The organism is Aliiroseovarius zhejiangensis (assembly GCF_014656375.1).
Taxonomy (GTDB): domain Bacteria; phylum Pseudomonadota; class Alphaproteobacteria; order Rhodobacterales; family Rhodobacteraceae; genus Aliiroseovarius; species Aliiroseovarius zhejiangensis.
Window position 1 is genome coordinate 751,091 of record NZ_BNCH01000001.1, and the last position, 18,094, is coordinate 769,184.

Annotated in this window: 17 protein-coding genes; 10 read left to right on the top strand and 7 right to left on the bottom strand. The window is 60.3% G+C overall.

The features are described from left to right. Positions 1-135: 135 nt before the first annotated feature. The 3 genes from IE188_RS03790 to IE188_RS03800 form a co-directional block, all read right to left on the bottom strand. Positions 136-2,370, bottom strand: coding sequence for a xanthine dehydrogenase family protein molybdopterin-binding subunit (locus tag IE188_RS03790; RefSeq protein WP_191285311.1), 2,235 nt, complete (start codon positions 2,368-2,370; stop codon positions 136-138). A 2-nt stretch (positions 2,371-2,372) separates the two neighbouring features. After that, the gene (locus IE188_RS03795; RefSeq protein ID WP_308442431.1) at positions 2,373-2,831 is read right to left on the bottom strand and encodes a (2Fe-2S)-binding protein; all 459 of its coding nucleotides are present in this window, start codon (positions 2,829-2,831) and stop codon (positions 2,373-2,375) included. 92 nt (positions 2,832-2,923) lie between these two features. Then, a complete protein-coding gene (locus IE188_RS03800) occupies positions 2,924-3,682 on the bottom strand; it encodes a DeoR/GlpR family DNA-binding transcription regulator (RefSeq protein WP_191285106.1) in 759 nt (252 codons plus the stop codon). 112 nt (positions 3,683-3,794) lie between these two features. Between IE188_RS03800 and glpD the strand changes: the two genes are divergently transcribed. The 4 genes from glpD (at position 3,795) to IE188_RS03820 (ending at position 9,006) form a co-directional block, all read left to right on the top strand. Further along, positions 3,795-5,363 (top strand): glycerol-3-phosphate dehydrogenase, encoded by a 1,569-nt coding sequence (gene glpD, locus IE188_RS03805; protein WP_191285107.1) that lies wholly within the window; start codon positions 3,795-3,797, stop codon positions 5,361-5,363. Between the two features lie 100 nt (positions 5,364-5,463). Continuing rightward, on the top strand, positions 5,464-6,804 hold the full coding sequence (locus IE188_RS03810) for an NAD(P)-dependent oxidoreductase (protein WP_191285108.1): 1,341 nt from the start codon (positions 5,464-5,466) through the stop codon (positions 6,802-6,804). Then, entirely contained in the window at positions 6,804-8,108 is a 1,305-nt protein-coding gene (gene preA / locus IE188_RS03815; RefSeq protein ID WP_191285109.1) for an NAD-dependent dihydropyrimidine dehydrogenase subunit PreA, read from the top strand. Before IE188_RS03810 ends, preA begins: the two co-directional genes overlap by 1 nt. Before the next feature lie 43 nt (positions 8,109-8,151). After that, positions 8,152-9,006, top strand: coding sequence for a DMT family transporter (locus IE188_RS03820; protein WP_191285110.1), 855 nt, complete (start codon positions 8,152-8,154; stop codon positions 9,004-9,006). Here the strand turns inward: IE188_RS03820 and IE188_RS03825 are convergent. Together IE188_RS03825 and IE188_RS03830 are read right to left on the bottom strand one after the other, a co-directional pair. Continuing rightward, entirely contained in the window at positions 8,987-9,613 is a 627-nt protein-coding gene (locus IE188_RS03825) for a TetR family transcriptional regulator C-terminal domain-containing protein (RefSeq protein WP_191285111.1), read from the bottom strand. The two genes, IE188_RS03820 and IE188_RS03825, sit on opposite strands and share 20 nt — an antisense overlap. Next, entirely contained in the window at positions 9,606-10,322 is a 717-nt protein-coding gene (locus tag IE188_RS03830; protein ID WP_229836466.1) for a TetR family transcriptional regulator C-terminal domain-containing protein, read from the bottom strand. The genes IE188_RS03825 and IE188_RS03830 overlap by 8 nt, the downstream gene beginning before the upstream one ends. A gap of 139 nt (positions 10,323-10,461) precedes the next feature. On the opposite strand from IE188_RS03830, the gene IE188_RS03835 reads away from it, so the two are divergent. From IE188_RS03835 to IE188_RS03860, 6 genes are all read left to right on the top strand, one after another. Beyond that, positions 10,462-11,709 carry a Zn-dependent hydrolase gene (locus IE188_RS03835; protein WP_191285112.1) on the top strand — a complete coding sequence of 416 codons (1,248 nt, stop codon included), beginning with the start codon at positions 10,462-10,464 and terminating at the stop codon, positions 11,707-11,709. Between the two features lie 94 nt (positions 11,710-11,803). Further along, the gene (gene hydA / locus IE188_RS03840) at positions 11,804-13,261 is read left to right on the top strand and encodes a dihydropyrimidinase (protein WP_191285113.1); all 1,458 of its coding nucleotides are present in this window, start codon (positions 11,804-11,806) and stop codon (positions 13,259-13,261) included. Positions 13,262-13,263: 2 nt separating this feature from the next. Next, a complete protein-coding gene (locus tag IE188_RS03845; protein ID WP_191285114.1) occupies positions 13,264-14,046 on the top strand; it encodes an ABC transporter ATP-binding protein in 783 nt (260 codons plus the stop codon). Next, on the top strand, positions 14,039-14,974 hold the full coding sequence (locus IE188_RS03850; protein ID WP_191285115.1) for an ABC transporter permease: 936 nt from the start codon (positions 14,039-14,041) through the stop codon (positions 14,972-14,974). Before IE188_RS03845 ends, IE188_RS03850 begins: the two co-directional genes overlap by 8 nt. Then, the gene (locus IE188_RS03855) at positions 14,971-15,816 is read left to right on the top strand and encodes an ABC transporter permease (protein ID WP_191285116.1); all 846 of its coding nucleotides are present in this window, start codon (positions 14,971-14,973) and stop codon (positions 15,814-15,816) included. Before IE188_RS03850 ends, IE188_RS03855 begins: the two co-directional genes overlap by 4 nt. A gap of 37 nt (positions 15,817-15,853) precedes the next feature. Further along, positions 15,854-16,843, top strand: coding sequence for an ABC transporter substrate-binding protein (locus IE188_RS03860; RefSeq protein ID WP_191285117.1), 990 nt, complete (start codon positions 15,854-15,856; stop codon positions 16,841-16,843). Positions 16,844-16,919: 76 nt separating this feature from the next. Here IE188_RS03860 and IE188_RS03865 read toward each other — a convergent pair whose 3' ends face one another. Next, positions 16,920-17,627 carry a NapC/NirT family cytochrome c gene (locus tag IE188_RS03865; protein ID WP_191285118.1) on the bottom strand — a complete coding sequence of 236 codons (708 nt, stop codon included), beginning with the start codon at positions 17,625-17,627 and terminating at the stop codon, positions 16,920-16,922. Positions 17,628-17,659: 32 nt separating this feature from the next. Next, positions 17,660-18,088 (bottom strand): nitrate reductase cytochrome c-type subunit, encoded by a 429-nt coding sequence (locus IE188_RS03870; protein WP_191285119.1) that lies wholly within the window; start codon positions 18,086-18,088, stop codon positions 17,660-17,662. Positions 18,089-18,094: the final 6 nt, after the last annotated feature.

Sequence of the window (18,094 nt, forward strand, 5' to 3'; positions counted from 1 at the left end):
CCCCAAATATCCTGGGGTGAATGCGCGTATGCGCAGAGGTGCAAGACCCCTCCTTCCCCTTTTCCAAAATTCAAACGCGCCCGCCATTGCTGGCGAGCGCGTTTTTGCCTGACCCCGTGAGTGGTGGAAGATCGGTCAGACGAATGTGAACGTGTTGGCGAAGGGCATTTCGGTCGGGCGTTCGCCGGTTGACTGGAACAGCGCCTCGGCCAAGGCCGGTGCGGCGGGCGGCACGGGCGGCTCACCGATGCCCGTCACCCGATCACGGTTTTCCAGCCCGCGCACGAAAATTTCGGGCGTCTGGTAATTCCGCAGTCCTTCGAAATCAAAAAAGCTCTGCTGCTCGGCCATGCCATCGGCATAGGTGATCTGGCTGTTGATTGCGTGTCCCAGCCCCCAGATCACACCGCCTTGGACGAGGTTCTCGAAGTTGATCGGGTCCACGACGCGGCCCACCTCGGCTGCCACCCAGACTTTGTCCAGGGCAATTCCGGCCTCGGTTTGCCTGATCTGGACCACTTCGGCGACCGGGGTGCCGAAGGACAGGCTGAAGGCCACGCCGCGCGCCGTGTTCCGATCAAGTGATCCGCCCCAGTCCGACATCTCGGCCACGGCTTCCAGAACCTTGCGCGACGGCGCATCTGTCATCAGGCGCAGCCGTTCTTCGACCGGGTCGGCACCGGCCTCGTGGATCAGCGCATTCAGGAAGTTTTCGTGAAAGAACGCGTTTTGCGACGCACCGACCGACCGCCACGAGCTGACAGGCCCCAGCTTGGGCGGGCGATAGCCGACCACGCGATAGTGCGGAATGGCATAGGGTTGGTCCCACAGCGCCTGGGTGATTGCGCTGTCCGGGCCGGGCAGGTTCATTCCCTGCCGCTCGCCCATCTGGCTGTCCAGGATCGAGGGGCTGGCCACGCGAATTTCCATCGCCGTGACCTTGCCGCCATCAACCGCACCGCGCCCCCGCATCAGCGCGATGGGGCGGGTATAATCCTGCGCGGTATCCTCTTCGCGTTTATAGGTAAGCTTGACCGGCGTGCCCGGCAGCGCCATCGCCAATTCGGTCGCGCGCTTGACGACCTCGTCTTCCAGACGGTGACCGAAACTGCCACCCATCATCAGGATATGCACATGCACATCGCGGGCCGATATGCCCGTCATGTCGGCCACGCTGGCCTGGGTCATGCGCGGGATCTGGTTGCCGGTCCAGACATCTACGCGTCCCTCCCCCACCAGAACCGTGGCGTTCAGCGGCTCCAGCGGCGCATGCGCCACATAAGGCGCGCGATATTCCGCCTCGATCGAGGCATCGACAGCATCCATGTCACCATCGTCGCGTGGCGTCGCATCCGGGGCGGCCGCATCAAGCGTGTCCGACAAAACCTGCCAGTGTTCACTTTGCGCGGCGGGGTAAGGGGCCGGCCCCCACTCGACCTCGATCGCGTCGGCGGCCTGAAAAGCGCGCCAGGTGTTATCCGCGATCACGCCAATGCCGCCCGTCACCTCGATGACCTGTTGCACGCCCCGCATCGCTTCGGCGGCGGAAGCGTCAAAGCTGACAACATCGCCTCCCTTACGGGGGTTCAGTCGGATCGCCGCATGCACCATCCCATCCATCCGGTGGTCGATACCATAGGCCTGCGTTCCAGTGGATTTCGCCACCATATCGACCCTTTGCATCGGTTTTCCAATCAGACGCCACTGGGTCGACGGCCGCAAGGTCACGTTCGTCACAGGATCAATCCTGGCCGCAGTTGCTGCAAGCGCCTGATACGGAATGCGCTGGCCATCCGGCAACACCACCGCCCCGTGATCGGTTTTCAATTGGGTAACGGCAAGCCCGGTCTGTTCGGCAGCGGCGTGTTTCAGCGTCTCGCGGGCGACCGCGCCGGCCATGCGCAATTTTTCGTACCCGTCGGGCACGGTGGTCGACCCGCCCGTGAGTTGCAGCCCCATAAATTTCATCACCGCATCGACGGTGCCCCGCATGGCATTGGCTGCCGTGCTTTGGTCCGTGCTGGGAAAGGGTACGGCTTCGTTGGCCAGTGCGGTGTTGTAATAGGCTTTCGACGGTGGGCCGGGGTCGACGCGGATCTGATCAAGCGCGACATCCAGTTCCTCGGCGATCAGCGCGGCCTGAACCGAATAGCTGCCCTGCCCCATATCCGCCCGTGGCGTGGTAAGGGTGATGCCGTCTGCGTTGATCAGAACATAGGGCGTCAGGGCGGCTTCGTCCTCGCCCAGCCCGTCAAGCAGAGGGTTTTTGGGTGGGCGTTTGTATTGATAATACCCGAACGCCACCCCGCCCAACAGAGCGACAGATCCGACCACAAAACTCCGGCGTGCAATGGTTCCGGCCCGGCCCATGGTCATGCCCCCCGCATGGATCTGGCCGCGGACTTCACAGCGGCACGGATGCGGGGATAAGTACCGCAGCGGCACAGGTTGCCCGACATCGCCTCGTCAATATCGGCATCCGTGGGGTCAGGATTTTGCGTCAGCAGATCGGCTGCCTGCATCATCTGCCCCCCCTGGCAATACCCGCATTGCGCCACCTGGTGTTCCAGCCAGGCCGCTTGTACGGCGTGCATTTCGTCAGGCGTCCCCAGCCCCTCGATGGTCATCACCGGCCCATCCACATCGGATACCAGGGTTTGGCACGACCGCACCGCCACCCCACCGACATGCACAGTGCATGCCCCGCAGGCCGCGACGCCGCAGCCATATTTCGGTCCGTTCAGCCCGATCTCGTCCCGCAGGACCCACAGCAGCGGCATGTCGTCTTCGACATCCACCTGGTGTACAATGCCGTTTACGGTAAGTTGCAACAATCCACCCTCGGCCGAAATTTTTGCTACTGCTCGTTTGGACAGCGGATAAATGACCGCCGGTCATGTGATAGTGACCATAGATTCGCGCGTTAAGCAACAGTGATATGGGTCGCCGCGGCGTGACAGATCCGGGACACGACATCGGGCAGAGCGCAATCGGTCACGATTTGATCCAGCTCTGAAACAGACCCGATGCGCGCGGGCGCGGCCCGCGTCAGCTTGGACTGATCGCAGACCAGAACAGTAGCGCGCGCCTGGTTCAGCGCAGATTGGCTGACCACCACTTCCTGCATGTCGTAATCCAGAATATCCCCGTCATGATCCAGTGCGGAACAGCCGATAACGGCATAATCGAACTTGAAGGCAGACACGAAACGCGCGGCCAGTTCCCCCACGACACCACCATCGGCAGGGCGCATGGTGCCCCCCACCACGATGACCTGACAATCCGGATTGGCCCCAAGGATCTGCGCCACATTGATGTTGTTCGTGACCACCAGCAGGTTCTGATGATGCACAAGCGCGCGGGCAACAGCTTCGGTCGTGGTGCCGATGTTCAAAAAAACCGCACAATCGCTGGGGATCATTCGTGACGTGGCCGCAGCGATCCGGGCCTTGGCGGACTGGTTCAGCGCGCGGCGCTCCTCATAGGCGATATTCGTTATGCCTGATGGCAGGATCGCCCCACCATGCACACGTTCCAGCCGACCGGCATCCGCCAGGTCCGACAGATCCCGCCGGATCGTCTGCAAGGTGACGCCGAAATGCGCCGCCAGCTTGTCGACCGACACTTGACCGTCCCGGCGTGCCATTGCCAGAATTTCGGGGATGCGAAATGTTTGAGACATGGTTTGCCCTTCCTGACCCCAATTTGCCGGAAAACGAACATCTGCGAAAGTCTTTTCCTTTCGCTTGCGGCAGAATCGGCTCATAATCCCTGCGAAACGAAAAGGTCTTCTTATGGCTTCAACTGACGACATCATCGACCTGTTCATCATCGGGGGCGGGATCAACGGTTGTGGGGTTGCGCGCGACGCGGCCGGTCGGGGGCTGTCCGTCACGCTGGCCGAGATGCATGATATCGGTGGCGCAACCTCTTCTGCTTCAACAAAACTGTTTCACGGCGGATTGCGGTATCTTGAGTATTTCGACATCCGTCTGGTGCGCGAAGCCCTGATCGAACGCGAGGTTCTGTTGCGCGCAATGCCGCATATCAGTTGGCCGATGCGCTTCGTGCTGCCCTATCACAAAGATATGCGGTTCGAGGGCGATACGCCGACCTCAAAACTCCTGTCTTTCGCGATGCCGTGGATGAAGGGCCGCAGACCTGCGTGGCTGATCCGGCTTGGGCTGTTTTTGTATGACAACCTTGGCGGACGCCAGATCCTTCCCGGCACCAAAACGCTGACCCTGCCGGGCACGGCTGAAGGCCAGCCGCTCGACCCCAAATTCACCCGCGCCTATGAGTATTCCGATTGCTGGGTCGAGGATGCGCGGCTTGTCGTCCTGAATGCGCGCGATGCGCAGGCGCGCGGGGCCACGATCCTGCCGCGCACCAAGGTGGTTGCAACGGCGCGACACGCGGATCATTGGATCATACGCACCGAGGACAGTCGCACGGGGCAAACCACACTGCACATGGCCAGAATTGTTGTGAACGCCGCCGGGCCCTGGGTTGGCAAGTTGATCGACGGGGCGCTTGACGTGAACACCGCCGAGAAGGTGCGGCTTGTGCGCGGCTCGCACATCGTGACGCGAAAGTTGTTTGATCACGACAAGGCTTATTTCTTTCAGGGCACGGATGGCCGGATCATCTTCGCCATCCCGTACGAGACCGATTTCACGTTGATTGGCACCACTGATGCGCCCCATGACGATGCCGATATCCGTCCGGTCTGTACGGATGCGGAAATGGACTACCTCATCGACTTTGCCAATCAGTATTTCAGGAATGACATCACAAGGGATGACGTGGTTTGGACCTATTCCGGTGTGCGTCCGCTTTACGATGACGGGGCACGGACGGCCACGGCGACAACGCGGGAATATGTGCTGAAGCTGAATGACGCGGATGGGGCGCCGGCCTTGAACATCTTTGGCGGCAAGATCACCACCTATCGCCGTCTGGCCGAGGCTGTGATGGCGAAACTGGACCCGCATTTGCCCGTGCACGAACCGGACTGGACCGCCGGTGTGCCCTTGCCCGGCGGCGATTTCGCGGTGGATGGCGTGCCTGGTATGATCGACAAACTGCAAGCGGACTTTCCATTTCTGACCCCGTTCTGGGCAAACCGCCTGCTGCGCGCCTATGGCACGGAAAGCTGGGATGTGCTGGGGGACGCCTGTTGCGAGGATGATCTGGGCACCGCCTTCGGCGCAACCCTGACCGAGCGCGAGGTGCGGTGGCTGATCGACAAGGAATTTGCGATGCGCGCGGAAGATGTGGTCTGGCGACGGTCGAAACTGGGCCTGCGGATGCAGAAAGGCGAGATCGAGGTTCTGGACAACTGGATCACGCGCAATCTCTGACGGGTCTGGGGCTTCTTTTCAGATTTATTTTTTACCATCTGGTAAAATTCTTGATTTTGTGCCTTCATGAAAGGATCAAAACAAGAATGGGAATCGAAAAATGCCCCAAACCAACAGGGAAAACGGAGTGTCTCCGGGTCGAATAGCGCCAGCCGACGTGCAAGCCAATTTCTCGGACCTCCATCCAGAATATGACGATCACGAGGCTTTGGTGGCCGCCGATCGGTGCTATTTCTGTCATGATGCGCCGTGCATGACGGCGTGTCCGACCTCGATCGACATACCGCTGTTCATCCGCCAGATCGCGACCGGCACGCCCGAAGCGGCGGCCAAGACCATCCTTGACCAGAACATTCTGGGCGGGATGTGCGCGCGGGTCTGCCCCACCGAAACGCTGTGTGAAGAGGTCTGCGTGCGTGAGGTCGCCGAGGGCAAGCCGGTCGAGATCGGCCGCCTGCAACGCTATGCAACCGACACGCTGATGGCGGCGGGGAAACACCCGTTCACCCGCGCAGACGCCACCGGCAAGAAGGTTGCGGTTGTGGGCGCTGGCCCCGCGGGCCTTGCCTGCGCGCACCGTCTGGCGATGTTGGGTCACGATGTCGTGGTGTTTGAAGCCCGCGTCAAGGGTGGCGGCCTGAACGAGTTTGGTATCGCAGCCTATAAAACCACCAACGACTTCGCGCAGAAGGAGCTGGACTGGCTGCTGTCGATCGGCGGCATCGAAATTCGCTATGAACAGGCTTTGGGGCAATCCGTCACATTGGACGGGCTGCAAGATGATTTCGACGCCGTGTTTCTTGGCATGGGCTTGTCCGCCGTGAACGCGCTGCGGCTTGAGGGCGAGGATAAGGACAATGTCTCGCCCGCCGTCGATTTCATCGCCGATCTGCGTCAGGCCGATGATCTGACCACCCTGCCCGTTGGGCGGCGCGTTGTCGTCATTGGCGGCGGTATGACCGCGATTGATGCAGGTGTGCAGGCCAAACTGCTGGGCGCGGAAGACGTGACGATCGTCTATCGGCGTGGGCAAGAGGCCATGGCTGCATCCAAATTCGAACAGGATCTTGCGCGGCAGAAGGGTGTCAGGTTGATCTGCAACGCGACCCCTGTCGGGATCGAAGGCAACGGATCGCTGCGCGCGGTGACATTTGCCTATACCGAGACGCGGGATGGCAAGCTGGTCACGCTGGACGAGACCTTCACCCTGCCCGCCGATCAACTGTTCAAGGCCATCGGTCAGAAACTGGGCGATATGCCCGACGCGCTGGCGCTGGACGGCGGCAAGATCGCCGTCGATGCCGCACAGAAAACCAATCTGGCACATGTCTGGGCCGGGGGCGATTGCGCCTCGGGCGGCGACGATCTGACCGTCACCGCCGTTGCCGAAGGTCGCGATGCGGCCATGGACATCCACGCCACCCTGACAGGAGCAAGCTAATGGCCGACCTGACATCAAATTTTCTTGGAATTAAATCCCCCAACCCGTTCTGGCTGGCATCTGCCCCGCCCACCGACAAGGAATACAACGTGCGTCGCGCGTTCGAGGCCGGATGGGGCGGTGTCGTCTGGAAAACGCTGGGGGCCGAAGGGCCGCCCATCGTCAACGTGAACGGCCCGCGCTATGGCGCCATTCACGGCGCCGACCGGCGCCTGCTGGGCCTGAACAACATCGAGTTGATCACCGATCGCCCGCTTGAGGTCAATCTTGAGGAAATGACCCGCGTCAAGAAGGACTATCCCGATCGCGCGCTGATCGCATCCGTGATGGTGCCCTGCGAAGAGGATGAGTGGAAACGCATCATTCCCCGCATCGCGGAAACCGGCTGCGACGGGTTCGAACTGAACTTCGGCTGCCCGCACGGGATGGCCGAACGCGGCATGGGGTCTGCCGTGGGTCAGGTGCCGGAATATATCGAGATGGTCACACGCTGGTGCAAGGAAGCCACCGATCTGCCTGTCATCGTGAAGTTGACCCCCAATATTACCAGCATCCTGAACCCGGCGCAGGCGGCGAAGGATGGCGGGGCCGATGCGGTCAGCCTGATCAACACCATCAACTCGATCACCAATGTCGATCTTGACCTCATGGCACCCGAGCCGACCATCGACGGCAAGGGCACGCATGGCGGCTATTGCGGCCCGGCGGTGAAACCCATCGCCTTGAACATGGTCGCCGAAATTGCCCGCAACCCCGGCACCCACGGCCTTCCCATATCCGGCATCGGCGGTGTGACCACATGGCGCGACGCGGCCGAGTTCATGGCGCTTGGTGCCGGCAATGTGCAGGTCTGCACGGCGGCCATGACCTATGGGTTCAAAGTGGTGCAAGAGATGATCTCGGGCCTGAGCCAGTGGATGGACGAAAAGGGCTACACCTCGATTGACGAAGTTGTGGGCCGCGCCGTGCCCAATGTCACTGACTGGCAGTATCTGAACCTGAACCACGTCACCAAGGCACGCATCGACCAAGAGGCTTGCATCAAATGCGGGCGCTGCTATGCAGCCTGTGAGGACACATCGCACCAGGCGATCAGCATGTCGGATGATCGCGTGTTTGACGTGAAGGACGACGAATGCGTCGCGTGCAACCTCTGTGTCAATGTCTGCCCGGTCGAAGGCTGCATTACCATGGAAACCATTGCGCCAGGTGCCGTGGACGAACGAACAGGTAAGGTTGTTGAGAAAGAATATGCCAACTGGACGACCCACCCCAACAACCCAACCGCCACTGCCGCCGAATAAGACCGGCGAGGCCCTGTCCCCGGCGCGACAGGGCCATCTGGCAATGCTGTCCTTCTCGGCGCTGGTGTCGCTGTCGTTCAGCTTTGGACACATCGTCGCGAAAGAGATCACCCCCGCCGCCCTGAACACCGTGCGGTTTGCACTGGCCGCGCTGGTCCTGTTCGGATTGGCGCGCGTCTTGCGGGTGCCGGTGCGCCCCGTCTTTCACGGGTTTTGGCGGTTCGGGCTGATGGGCGGGCTAATGGCCGTCTATTTCATCACCATGTTCGAGGCGCTGCGCCTGACCACTGCCGTATCGACGGCGGCGGTTTTCACCCTGACCCCGTTGATGGCGGCAGGCTGCGGCTTGCTGATCGCCGGGCAACGGTCCGGACGCTGGACGCTGATTGCGCTGACCATCGGGGCCATTGGGGCCGTCTGGGTGATCTTTCGTGCGGATATCGGGGCGTTGATGCGGTTTGAACTTGGCCGCGGCGAGGCATTGTTTGCCGTCGGCGCACTGGCCCATGCGTTGGTGCCTGCGCTGGCGCGCAAGCTGGCCCATGATGTGAAACCGTTGCAAACATCGCTTGGCACAGTTCTGGGGTCGCTGATCGTGACCGGCATCTATGGATATGGCGACCTGATACACACCGATTTTGCCGCCCTGCGTCCGGCGGTCTGGCTGGTCATCGCCTATCTTGCCATCGTCACCACGGCCGGCACCTTCTTTCTGGTACAATACGCCGCCCAGCGCCTGCCCGCCGGAAAGGTCATGGCCTACACTTATCTGGTGCCAAGCTGGGTGGTGCTGTGGGATTTCCTGTTCTATGGCGCAACGCAACCGCCGCTTCTTCTGGTGGGCGTGGCCGCCACACTTCTGGCGCTGGCAATGCTGCTTAGGGGAGAAGCGCCCTGACGAGCATGTGTTTGATGAACGCCTCGGCGTCCTCGAACCGCGTGTCACTGCGTACGGGACCCAGAACCGCCTGCACCTGAAGGTCGAAATCGGCATAGTGCTGCGTCATCGCCCAGATCGAGAAAATCAAATGATGCGGGTCGATGGTGGCAAGCCGCCCCTCGACCATCCAATTGGCAATCACCGCGGCCTTTTCATCGACAAGCGTTTTCAGATCGTCGGTCAGCATTTCCCCAAGCCGGGGTGCGCCATGCAGGATCTCGGTCGCGAACAACCGGCTTTCACGCGGCATCTTTCGCGACATTTCCATCTTCCGGCTCACATAGGTCAGGATTTCGTCCATCGGCTCGCCCTCAGCCGACAGGTCGCGCAAGGGACTGACCCATTCTTCCAGCAGACTTTCCAGCAGCTGGGAATAGATGGCCTCTTTGCCATTGAAATAGTACACGATGTTCTGCTTGGACAATCCGGCCGCACTGGCGATCTGATCAAGGGTCGCGCCGCGCAGACCTTTCTCGGAAAACACGTCCAGAGCGGCCTCGAATATGGCCTGCCGCTTTTCGCGCTGGATGCGGGTGCGGCGCGGGGAAACATCTGCCTTAGCCATCCGTCACGACCCCATCCTGCCCCGGCAAGGCCACCCCGGACAATAGCAGGTCTTTCACCGCTGTCTTGGTGTCCTCCCATTGCGCGTCGCTCAGTTCGACCCCGTCATTCAACGTCGTGATCTGGTGGGTGAAGTCAGCATAATGCTGCGTCGTCGCCCAGATTGCATAAAGCAGGTGGCGGGCACTGATCGGGCGGATCTGGCCGTTTTGCACCCACGCCTCGATCACGGTGATGCGGTTTTCGGTCCAGGAGCGCAGCTCGTCTTCCAGATAGTCCTGCACGATGGGGGCACGCTGGATGATCTCGTTCGCCCAAACCTTCGAGCCATAGGGACGGGTCCTGGCCAGATCCAATTTGGTGTCGATATATTCGCCCAGTGCCCGGATCGGGTCGTTGTCGACGCTGATGCTGTCTGCGGCGGCGCGCCAGATATCGAAAATCTCACCGACCACGCGACGATAGAGCGCCTCTTTCGTTTCGAAGTAGTAGACGACATTGGACTTGGGTATCCCGGCGGACGCGGCGATCCGGCTGATGGATGCGCCAGCATAGCCAAATTCGGCAAACACCTTTTCGGCGGCGACCAGAATGCGGGTCGTCACCTCTTCGCGGTTGCGGCTTTGGATGCCTCTTGTCGTCTTGTTCACGTCGCTTTTCACACTCACCTTCCATGTGCAAAACCCGCACAGGATTTCATCTTGTGCCACGGGTTCTGCCCGAAAAACAGGTGTTTCTGCACGATCGGTCAGAAAAAGATTGACCGATCGTGCAGAAATCCGTCAGCCTGTCAGCAAGACGGAATCTAAAATCCGCGCCGCCGAAAGCATATCCAACTGGGAGATTGACATGAGCCACGGAAGCAATTTGCGCATTGATCCTGACCGCCTTTGGGACAGCATCATGGAGATGGCCAAGATCGGCCCGGGCGTTGCGGGCGGCAACAACCGGCAGACCCTGACCGATGAAGATGCAGAAGGCCGTGCCCTGTTTCAAAAATGGTGTGAAGACGCCGGATGCACAATGGGCGTCGACACGATGGGCAACATGTTTGCCACCCGCCCCGGCGAAGACCCCGACGCCCTGCCCGTCTATATGGGCTCACATCTGGATACGCAGCCCACCGGCGGCAAGTATGACGGGGTTCTGGGTGTGCTGGGCGGGCTGGAAGCCATCCGCACAATGAACGACATGGGGGTGAAGACGAAACACCCCATCGTGCTGACCAACTGGACCAATGAGGAAGGCACACGCTTTGCCCCGGCCATGCTGGCCTCGGGCGTGTTTGCCGGAAAATACGCGCAAGACTGGGCTTACGACCGCGTGGACGCCGAAGGCAAAAAGTTCGGCGACGAGTTGAAACGCATCGGCTGGGTTGGCGATGAAGAGGTCGGCGCCCGCAAGATGCACGCGATGTTCGAACTGCACATCGAACAAGGTCCAATTCTGGAAGCTGAAGGCAAGGATATCGGCGTTGTCACTCATGGTCAGGGGTTGAACTGGCTGGAAGTGACAATTGTGGGCAAGGAAAGCCACACCGGATCGACCCCGATGCACATGCGGATCAATGCAGGCCGCGGCTTAGCCCTGATCACCGAACTGGTGCATGAAATCGCGATGAAGCACCAACCCAATGCGGTGGGGGCCATCGGCCACATCGACGTTTATCCGAACTCGCGCAACATCATCCCCGGCAAGGTCGTCTGCACCGTCGATTTCCGCTCGCACCTGAAAGAGGTGATCGACGCGATGATCGCCGAGTTTGACGAGCGCGCGCTGAAGCTCTGCGCGGATATCGGCGTGGAAATGAGCTGGGAGATGGTCGGGACCTTCGACCCGCCCGCCTTTGACGAGGGCTGCGTGGAAGCCGTGCGAAATGCCGCGAAAGAACTGGGTTACAGCCATATGGACATCGTGTCCGGCGCGGGCCACGACGCCTGCTGGATCAACGAAATATACCCGACCGCGATGATCATGTGCCCTTGTGTGGATGGGTTGAGCCACAACGAGGCCGAGGAGATCTCAAAGGAATGGGCACAAGCGGGGGCAGATGTGTTGTTGCACGCCGTTCTGAACACTGCGGAGATTGTAAAATGATGTGACGGTCGGACCGGGGCGCTGCCCCGGACCCCGGGATATTTAACGCCAGAAGAAGCAGGGAAACTGCGCCTGGCCATCAGGGAGACAAGATATGAGCACCACAGCCATCAAAAACGGCACTGTCGTGACCGCTGACCTGACCTACAAGGCAGATGTTCTTGTTGAAGGCGGCGTCATTATTGAAATCGGGCCAGACCTGAAGGGCGACACGGAGTTGGACGCCACGGGCTGCTATGTCATGCCCGGCGGGATCGACCCGCATACGCATCTGGAAATGCCGTTCATGGGGACCTATTCCTCGGATGATTTTGAAAGCGGCACGCGCGCGGCATTGGCGGGCGGCACGACGATGGTCGTCGACTTCGCCCTGCCTAACCAAGGTGAAAGCCTGTTGGACGCGCTGAAACGCTGGGACAACAAATCGACCCGTGCGAATTGCGACTACTCGTTCCACATGGCTGTGACATGGTGGGGCGAGCAGGTGTTCGACGACATGAAAACCGTGGTGCAGGAGCGCGGCATCAACACGTTCAAGCACTTCCTCGCCTATAAGGGCGCGCTGATGGTGAATGATGATGAGCTTTTCGCCTCGTTCAACCGTCTGGCCGAGCTGGGTGCGACCCCGATGGTCCATGCCGAAAACGGCGATGTGGTGGCGGAACTGTCCGCAAAGCTGCTGGCCGAGGGCAATACCGGGCCAGAGGCGCACGCCTATTCGCGCCCCAGCCAGGTTGAAGGCGAGGCCACAAACCGCGCGATCATGATCGCCGACATGGCAGGCGCGCCGCTTTATGTGGTGCATGTGTCCTGCGAGGAAAGCCACGAAGCCATCCGCCGTGCGCGCATGCAGGGCAAACGCGTCTGGGGCGAGCCGCTGATCCAGCACCTGACGCTGGATGAAAGCGAGTATTTCAACAAGGATTGGGACCATGCTGCGCGCCGCGTGATGTCCCCGCCCTTCCGCAACAAGCAACATCAGGACAGCCTGTGGGCCGGCCTGCAATCGGGCAGCTTGTCGGTTGTCGCCACCGACCACTGTGCGTTTACAACGGAGCAGAAACGCTATGGCGTGGGCGACTTCACCAAGATCCCCAACGGCACCGGCGGGCTTGAGGACCGGATGCCGATGCTTTGGACCCATGGCGTGAACACCGGACGTCTGACGATGAACGAATTTGTCGCCGTCACGTCGACCAACATCGCCAAAATCCTGAACTGCTATCCCAAGAAAGGGGCCGTGCTGGTGGGCGCAGATGCCGATCTTGTTGTGTGGGACCCTGAAAAGGAAAAAACCATCACGGCGGACAGCCAGCAATCGGCCATCGACTATAACGTATTCGAAGGTCACAAGGTCAAGGGCCTGCCCCGCTTCACACTGACACGCGGTCAGGTCGCGGTGCATGACGGTGAGATCAAGACACAGGAAGGCCACGGCAAATTTGTCGAACGCGCGCCGAATGCGACGGTCAACGCGGCGCTGAGCAAGTGGAAAGAACTGACCGCGCCGCAGCCGGTCAAACGCACCGGCATTCCGGCGACAGGGGTCTGACTTTGACTACAGAAACCGCGATCAAGGCCGAGAACCTCTCGCTGACCTTTCAGACCAATGACGGCCCGGTGCATGCGTTGAAAGACGTGTCGCTTGACATCAACAAGGGCGATTTCGTCAGCTTCATCGGACCGTCAGGCTGTGGCAAGACCACCTTCCTTCGCTGCATGGCGGATCTGGAACAACCCACGGGCGGGTCGATTATGGTCAATGGCGTGTCCGCCCGCGAGGCGCGCAAGTCACGCGCCTATGGCTATGTGTTTCAGCACGCAGGGCTTTATCCGTGGCGCACCATCGGGCGCAATGTGCGCCTGCCGCTTGAGATCATGGGCTATCCCAAGGCCGAGCAGGACGCGCGCATCAAGAAGGTTTTGGAACTGGTTGATCTTGCAGGGTTTGAGAAGAAGTTTCCCTGGCAATTGTCAGGCGGGATGCAGCAGAGGGCGTCGATTGCGCGCGCACTGGCCTTTGACGCCGACATCCTGCTGATGGACGAACCCTTCGGCGCGCTGGACGAGATCGTGCGGGACCACCTGAACGAGCAGCTTTTGAAGTTGTGGGCAAAGACGCAGAAAACGATTGCCTTCGTCACCCACTCGATCCCCGAGGCGGTGTATCTGTCGACCAAGATCGTCGTCATGTCACCGCGTCCCGGCCGGATTTCGGACGTGATCGAAAACCCCCTGCCTGCCGATCGTCCACTGGACATTCGCGACACGCAGGCGTTTCTGGATGTGGCGCACCGGGTGCGCGAAGGGCTGCGCGCGGGGCATTCCTATGACTAAAACCGCGCTTTCCGTCCTGACGGTTTTGGCGTCGATCGTCGTCATCTGGTATCTGGCGGTCGCCCCGATGAACATTCGTGTGGCCCTGGACCAGGCCGAGCGCACAGGCGCCGCGATTGATCCGCCTTCGGCGGTCGAGCGGCGCAATATATCGGTCTGGACCCTCATGGCACAGAACCGCGAGCACATCGCGGACGGCTACAGCCTTGAGCGGCCGCGCCTGCCCACCCCTGCGCAGGTCGGACAGGAGCTGTGGCGCACCACGGGCGAAATGGTTCTGAAAGGACGCACATGGTCCAAACGCTCGTTGATCTATCACGGCTGGATCACGCTGCAATCAACCTTCTGGGGCTTCCTTCTGGGCACGACCATCGGGATCGTCGGCGCGATTGCCATCGTGCAATCACGGGTGATCGAGATGTCGGTAATGCCGTGGGCGATCATATCGCAAGCCATTCCCATCGTGGCGCTGGCGCCGATGATCATCGTGCTGTCCTCACAAGTGGGGATCGAGGGGCGCGGCTTTCCCAAAGCCCTGATCTCATCCTACCTGTGTTTCTTCCCGGTGCTGGTCGGGATGGTGAAAGGTCTGCGTTCGCCCACCGCCGAGCAGTTGGACTTGCTGAAGACCTATAGCGCCTCGGGTGTGCAGCGGTTTATGAAACTGCGCGTGCCGGCGTCGCTGCCTTATCTGTTCACCTCGCTCAAGATCGGGATTGCGGCCGCGCTGGTCGGTGCCATCGTGGGTGAACTGCCAACGGGTGCGATCAGCGGTCTAGGCGCGCGGATTTTGATCGGGGACCAGTTCGGCACGCCGCTGGCGATCTGGGCGGCGCTGTTTGCCGCCGCGATCCTGGCCGGGGTTCTGGTCACAGTGATTGACCGCGCGCAGCAGATGCTCTTGCGACGGATGGGGATGCGCTCATGAACTGGTTGATCCTTGCCCTTGTCTTCTGGCTGGCCGCATGGGCCGCAAATGTCGCGATGGTCCGGTCGAAATGGGCCGAGACACGGTTGGTGCGCGTCGTGGTCCCGGTGATCTTCGGGCTGACACTTGTCGTCGCCTGGGAGGCCCTGGTCCATGCCTTCAATGTCTCGGCGGCAATCCTGCCCCCACCTTCTGCCGTCGCAGATACGTTCGCCAGATCAACCGGGATGCTGTGGGAGGATTTCACGCAAACCGTGCTGAAAGGCGCGCTGCGCGGTTATTTCATCGGCGCGGCAGCAGCGTTCGGTGTGGCGATTTTGATCGACCGGTCACCCTTCCTGACCCGGGGCCTTTTGCCCATCGGAAACTTCGTCGCGGCCCTGCCGATTGTTGGGGTCGCCCCCATTCTGGTCAGCTGGTTCGGGTTCGACTGGCAATCCAAGGCGGCGGTCGTCGTCGTCATGGTGTTCTTCCCCGTGCTGGTCAACACCGTGCAGGGGCTGCGCGAAACAGACGTGATGTTGCGTGACCTGATGAAAACCTATGCGGCAGGCTATTTCACGACCCTGTGGAAGTTGCGCATTCCCGCCGCCATGCCGTTCATTTTCAACGGTTTGAAGGTCGGGGCGACGCTGGCCCTGATCGGGGCGATAGTGGCGGAATACTTTGGATCCCCCACCCGGGGCATGGGATTCCGCATTTCGACCGGGGTTGGCAGTCTGTCGATTGATCTGGTCTGGGCCGAGATCGTCGTCGCGGCCTTGGCAGGCACGCTGTTCTATGGTGTGGTTGCGTGGTTTGAAAAGAAGGTGACGTTCTGGCACCCATCCCAACGAGGCTGAGCAAACAAAAAACATAAGGTTCAACAAGGAGAAGATTATGAAAGTCAAATCAGTGATCGGGGCGATGGCCCTGGCCGTCACATCTGGCACCGCTATGGCGGCAGATGATGTGACCCTGCAGCTTAAGTGGGTCACGCAGTCCCAGTTCGCGGGCTACTATGTCGCGCTGGATCAGGGGTTCTATGCCGAAGAGGATCTGAACGTCACAGTCCTGCCCGGCGGGCCGGACATTGCGCCCACACAGGTGATCGCAGGTGGCGGGGCGGATGTGATCGTGGAATGGATGCCAGCTGCATTGGCCGCACGCGAAAAAGGTCTGCCACTGGTCAACATCGCCCAGCCCTTCGCATCGTCGGGCATGATGCTGACCTGTTGGGGCGATGTGGGTATCGAAAGCCCGGATGACCTGACCAATCGCACGCTTGGTGTCTGGTTCTTCGGCAACGAGTTTCCGTTCATGAGCTGGATGTCGAAAATGGGCATTGCAACCGATGGGGCCAGCGAAAACGGGGTCGAAGTGCTGAAACAGGGCTTCAACGTCGACCCGCTCTTGCAACGACAGGCCGACTGCATTTCAACCATGACCTACAACGAGTATTGGCAGGTGATCGACGCGGGTGTGACCCCGGAAGAGCTGATCACCTTCAAATACGAGGATCAGGGCGTCGCGACGCTGGAAGATGGCCTTTACGTTCTGGAAGAAAATCTGAGCGATGAGGCATTCGTCAACAAGATGGAACGCTTCGTGCGCGCCTCGATGAAGGGGTGGAAATGGGCCGAGGAAAACCCGGAAGACGCCGCCATGATCGTCCTGGAATATGACGAAACAGGCGCCCAGACCGAAAAGCACCAGGTCCGCATGATGGGCGAGATTGCCAAGCTGACTGCCAGTTCAAACGGGGCGCTTGACCCGGCGGCCTATCAGCGGACGGTGGAGACGCTGTTGTCCGGTGGATCCGACCCGGTGATCACTAAAGAGCCGGAAGGCGCCTGGACCAGCGCAATTACGGATGCGGCTCTGAACTGATCAGACCAAAGGTAAAAAAAGGAAACGGCGCGCCAATCATGGCGCGCCGTTTTTTTGATCCACACCTCTGTCAGGATCAGTTGGTCGATCCCGACAGATATCCGTTCAACTCGTCCTTAGCATCTGCCACGACACGTCCATCGGGCAGGGTCAGGTTGCCTTCGGCGGCAAGTTGGTTGGACATTTCCTCATACTCGGCCTGCCAGTTTTCGGGCAGCTCATGCGCAACGCCCTGGTGGCAGTCGATACAGGTTTTTCCTTCGTCCAACGCGATCTGGTGGTTGTCGGCGGCACGGTTTTCCTGCTGCGTGAAATCCATGAAGTCGAAGCTGTGGCAGTTGCGGCATTCCTTGGAATCCGTCGATTTCATCCGGCGCCATTCCCGCTTGGCCATGACAAGCCGGTGATCTTCAAACTTCTCGCGCGTCCAGATGGATCGGGTGATGAAGTGGCCATAGAGCTCTTTCGACGCCTGGATCTTACGCACGATCTTCGGGCCCCAATCCTTGGGCACGTGACAATCCGGGCAGGTCGCCCGCACGCCAGAGCTGTTGTTCTGATGAACGGTGCCCTGGTACTCTGCATAGACGTTGTCCTCCATCTCGTGGCACGAGATGCAGAATTTCTCGGTATTGGTCATTTCCAGCGCCCAGTGGAAACCGCCCCAGAAGACAACCCCGACGAAAAAGCCGGCAACCAGAATGACACCGAGTGATACCGCCCCTGCCGGGGACCAGAATTTGCGCCACAAACGGCGGATGAAACCGGGGTTTTCTTTAGACATGTCCCTTTTCCTTTTTCCCTATGCGTCCGGTTTCAGTTCGAAGGCTCGAAGGTGTTGTCAACCAGTTCCGGTGCATCGGCCTGTGGGACGTGACACTGGTTGCAGAACCAGCGCGTTCCCGCGACCGTATCCATCTGATTGCCTTCCCGATCCAGATAGTGAGTCATCGACAATGTTGGCGCCTTACGTTCGCCTGCAACCGTCCAGTCGTGGCAGGACAGGCAGCGGTTGGCTTTCAGGTCGATCTGATATTGGTCGATCGAATGCGGCACCAGTGGCGGTTGCTGGCGATAGTTTCTAGCAAACCGCGTTTCGTCCTGGTGGAACACATCCTCGACCGCGACAGGATCTGCCACATCCGCCCCGCGCAGCGTGCTGATGCCGCCGGTGCTTTGGGCAAAGGCGACGGTGGCCAGAAGCGTCGGGGCGACGATGGCGCTGATCAGAATGTTCTTTTTCATTTGGGC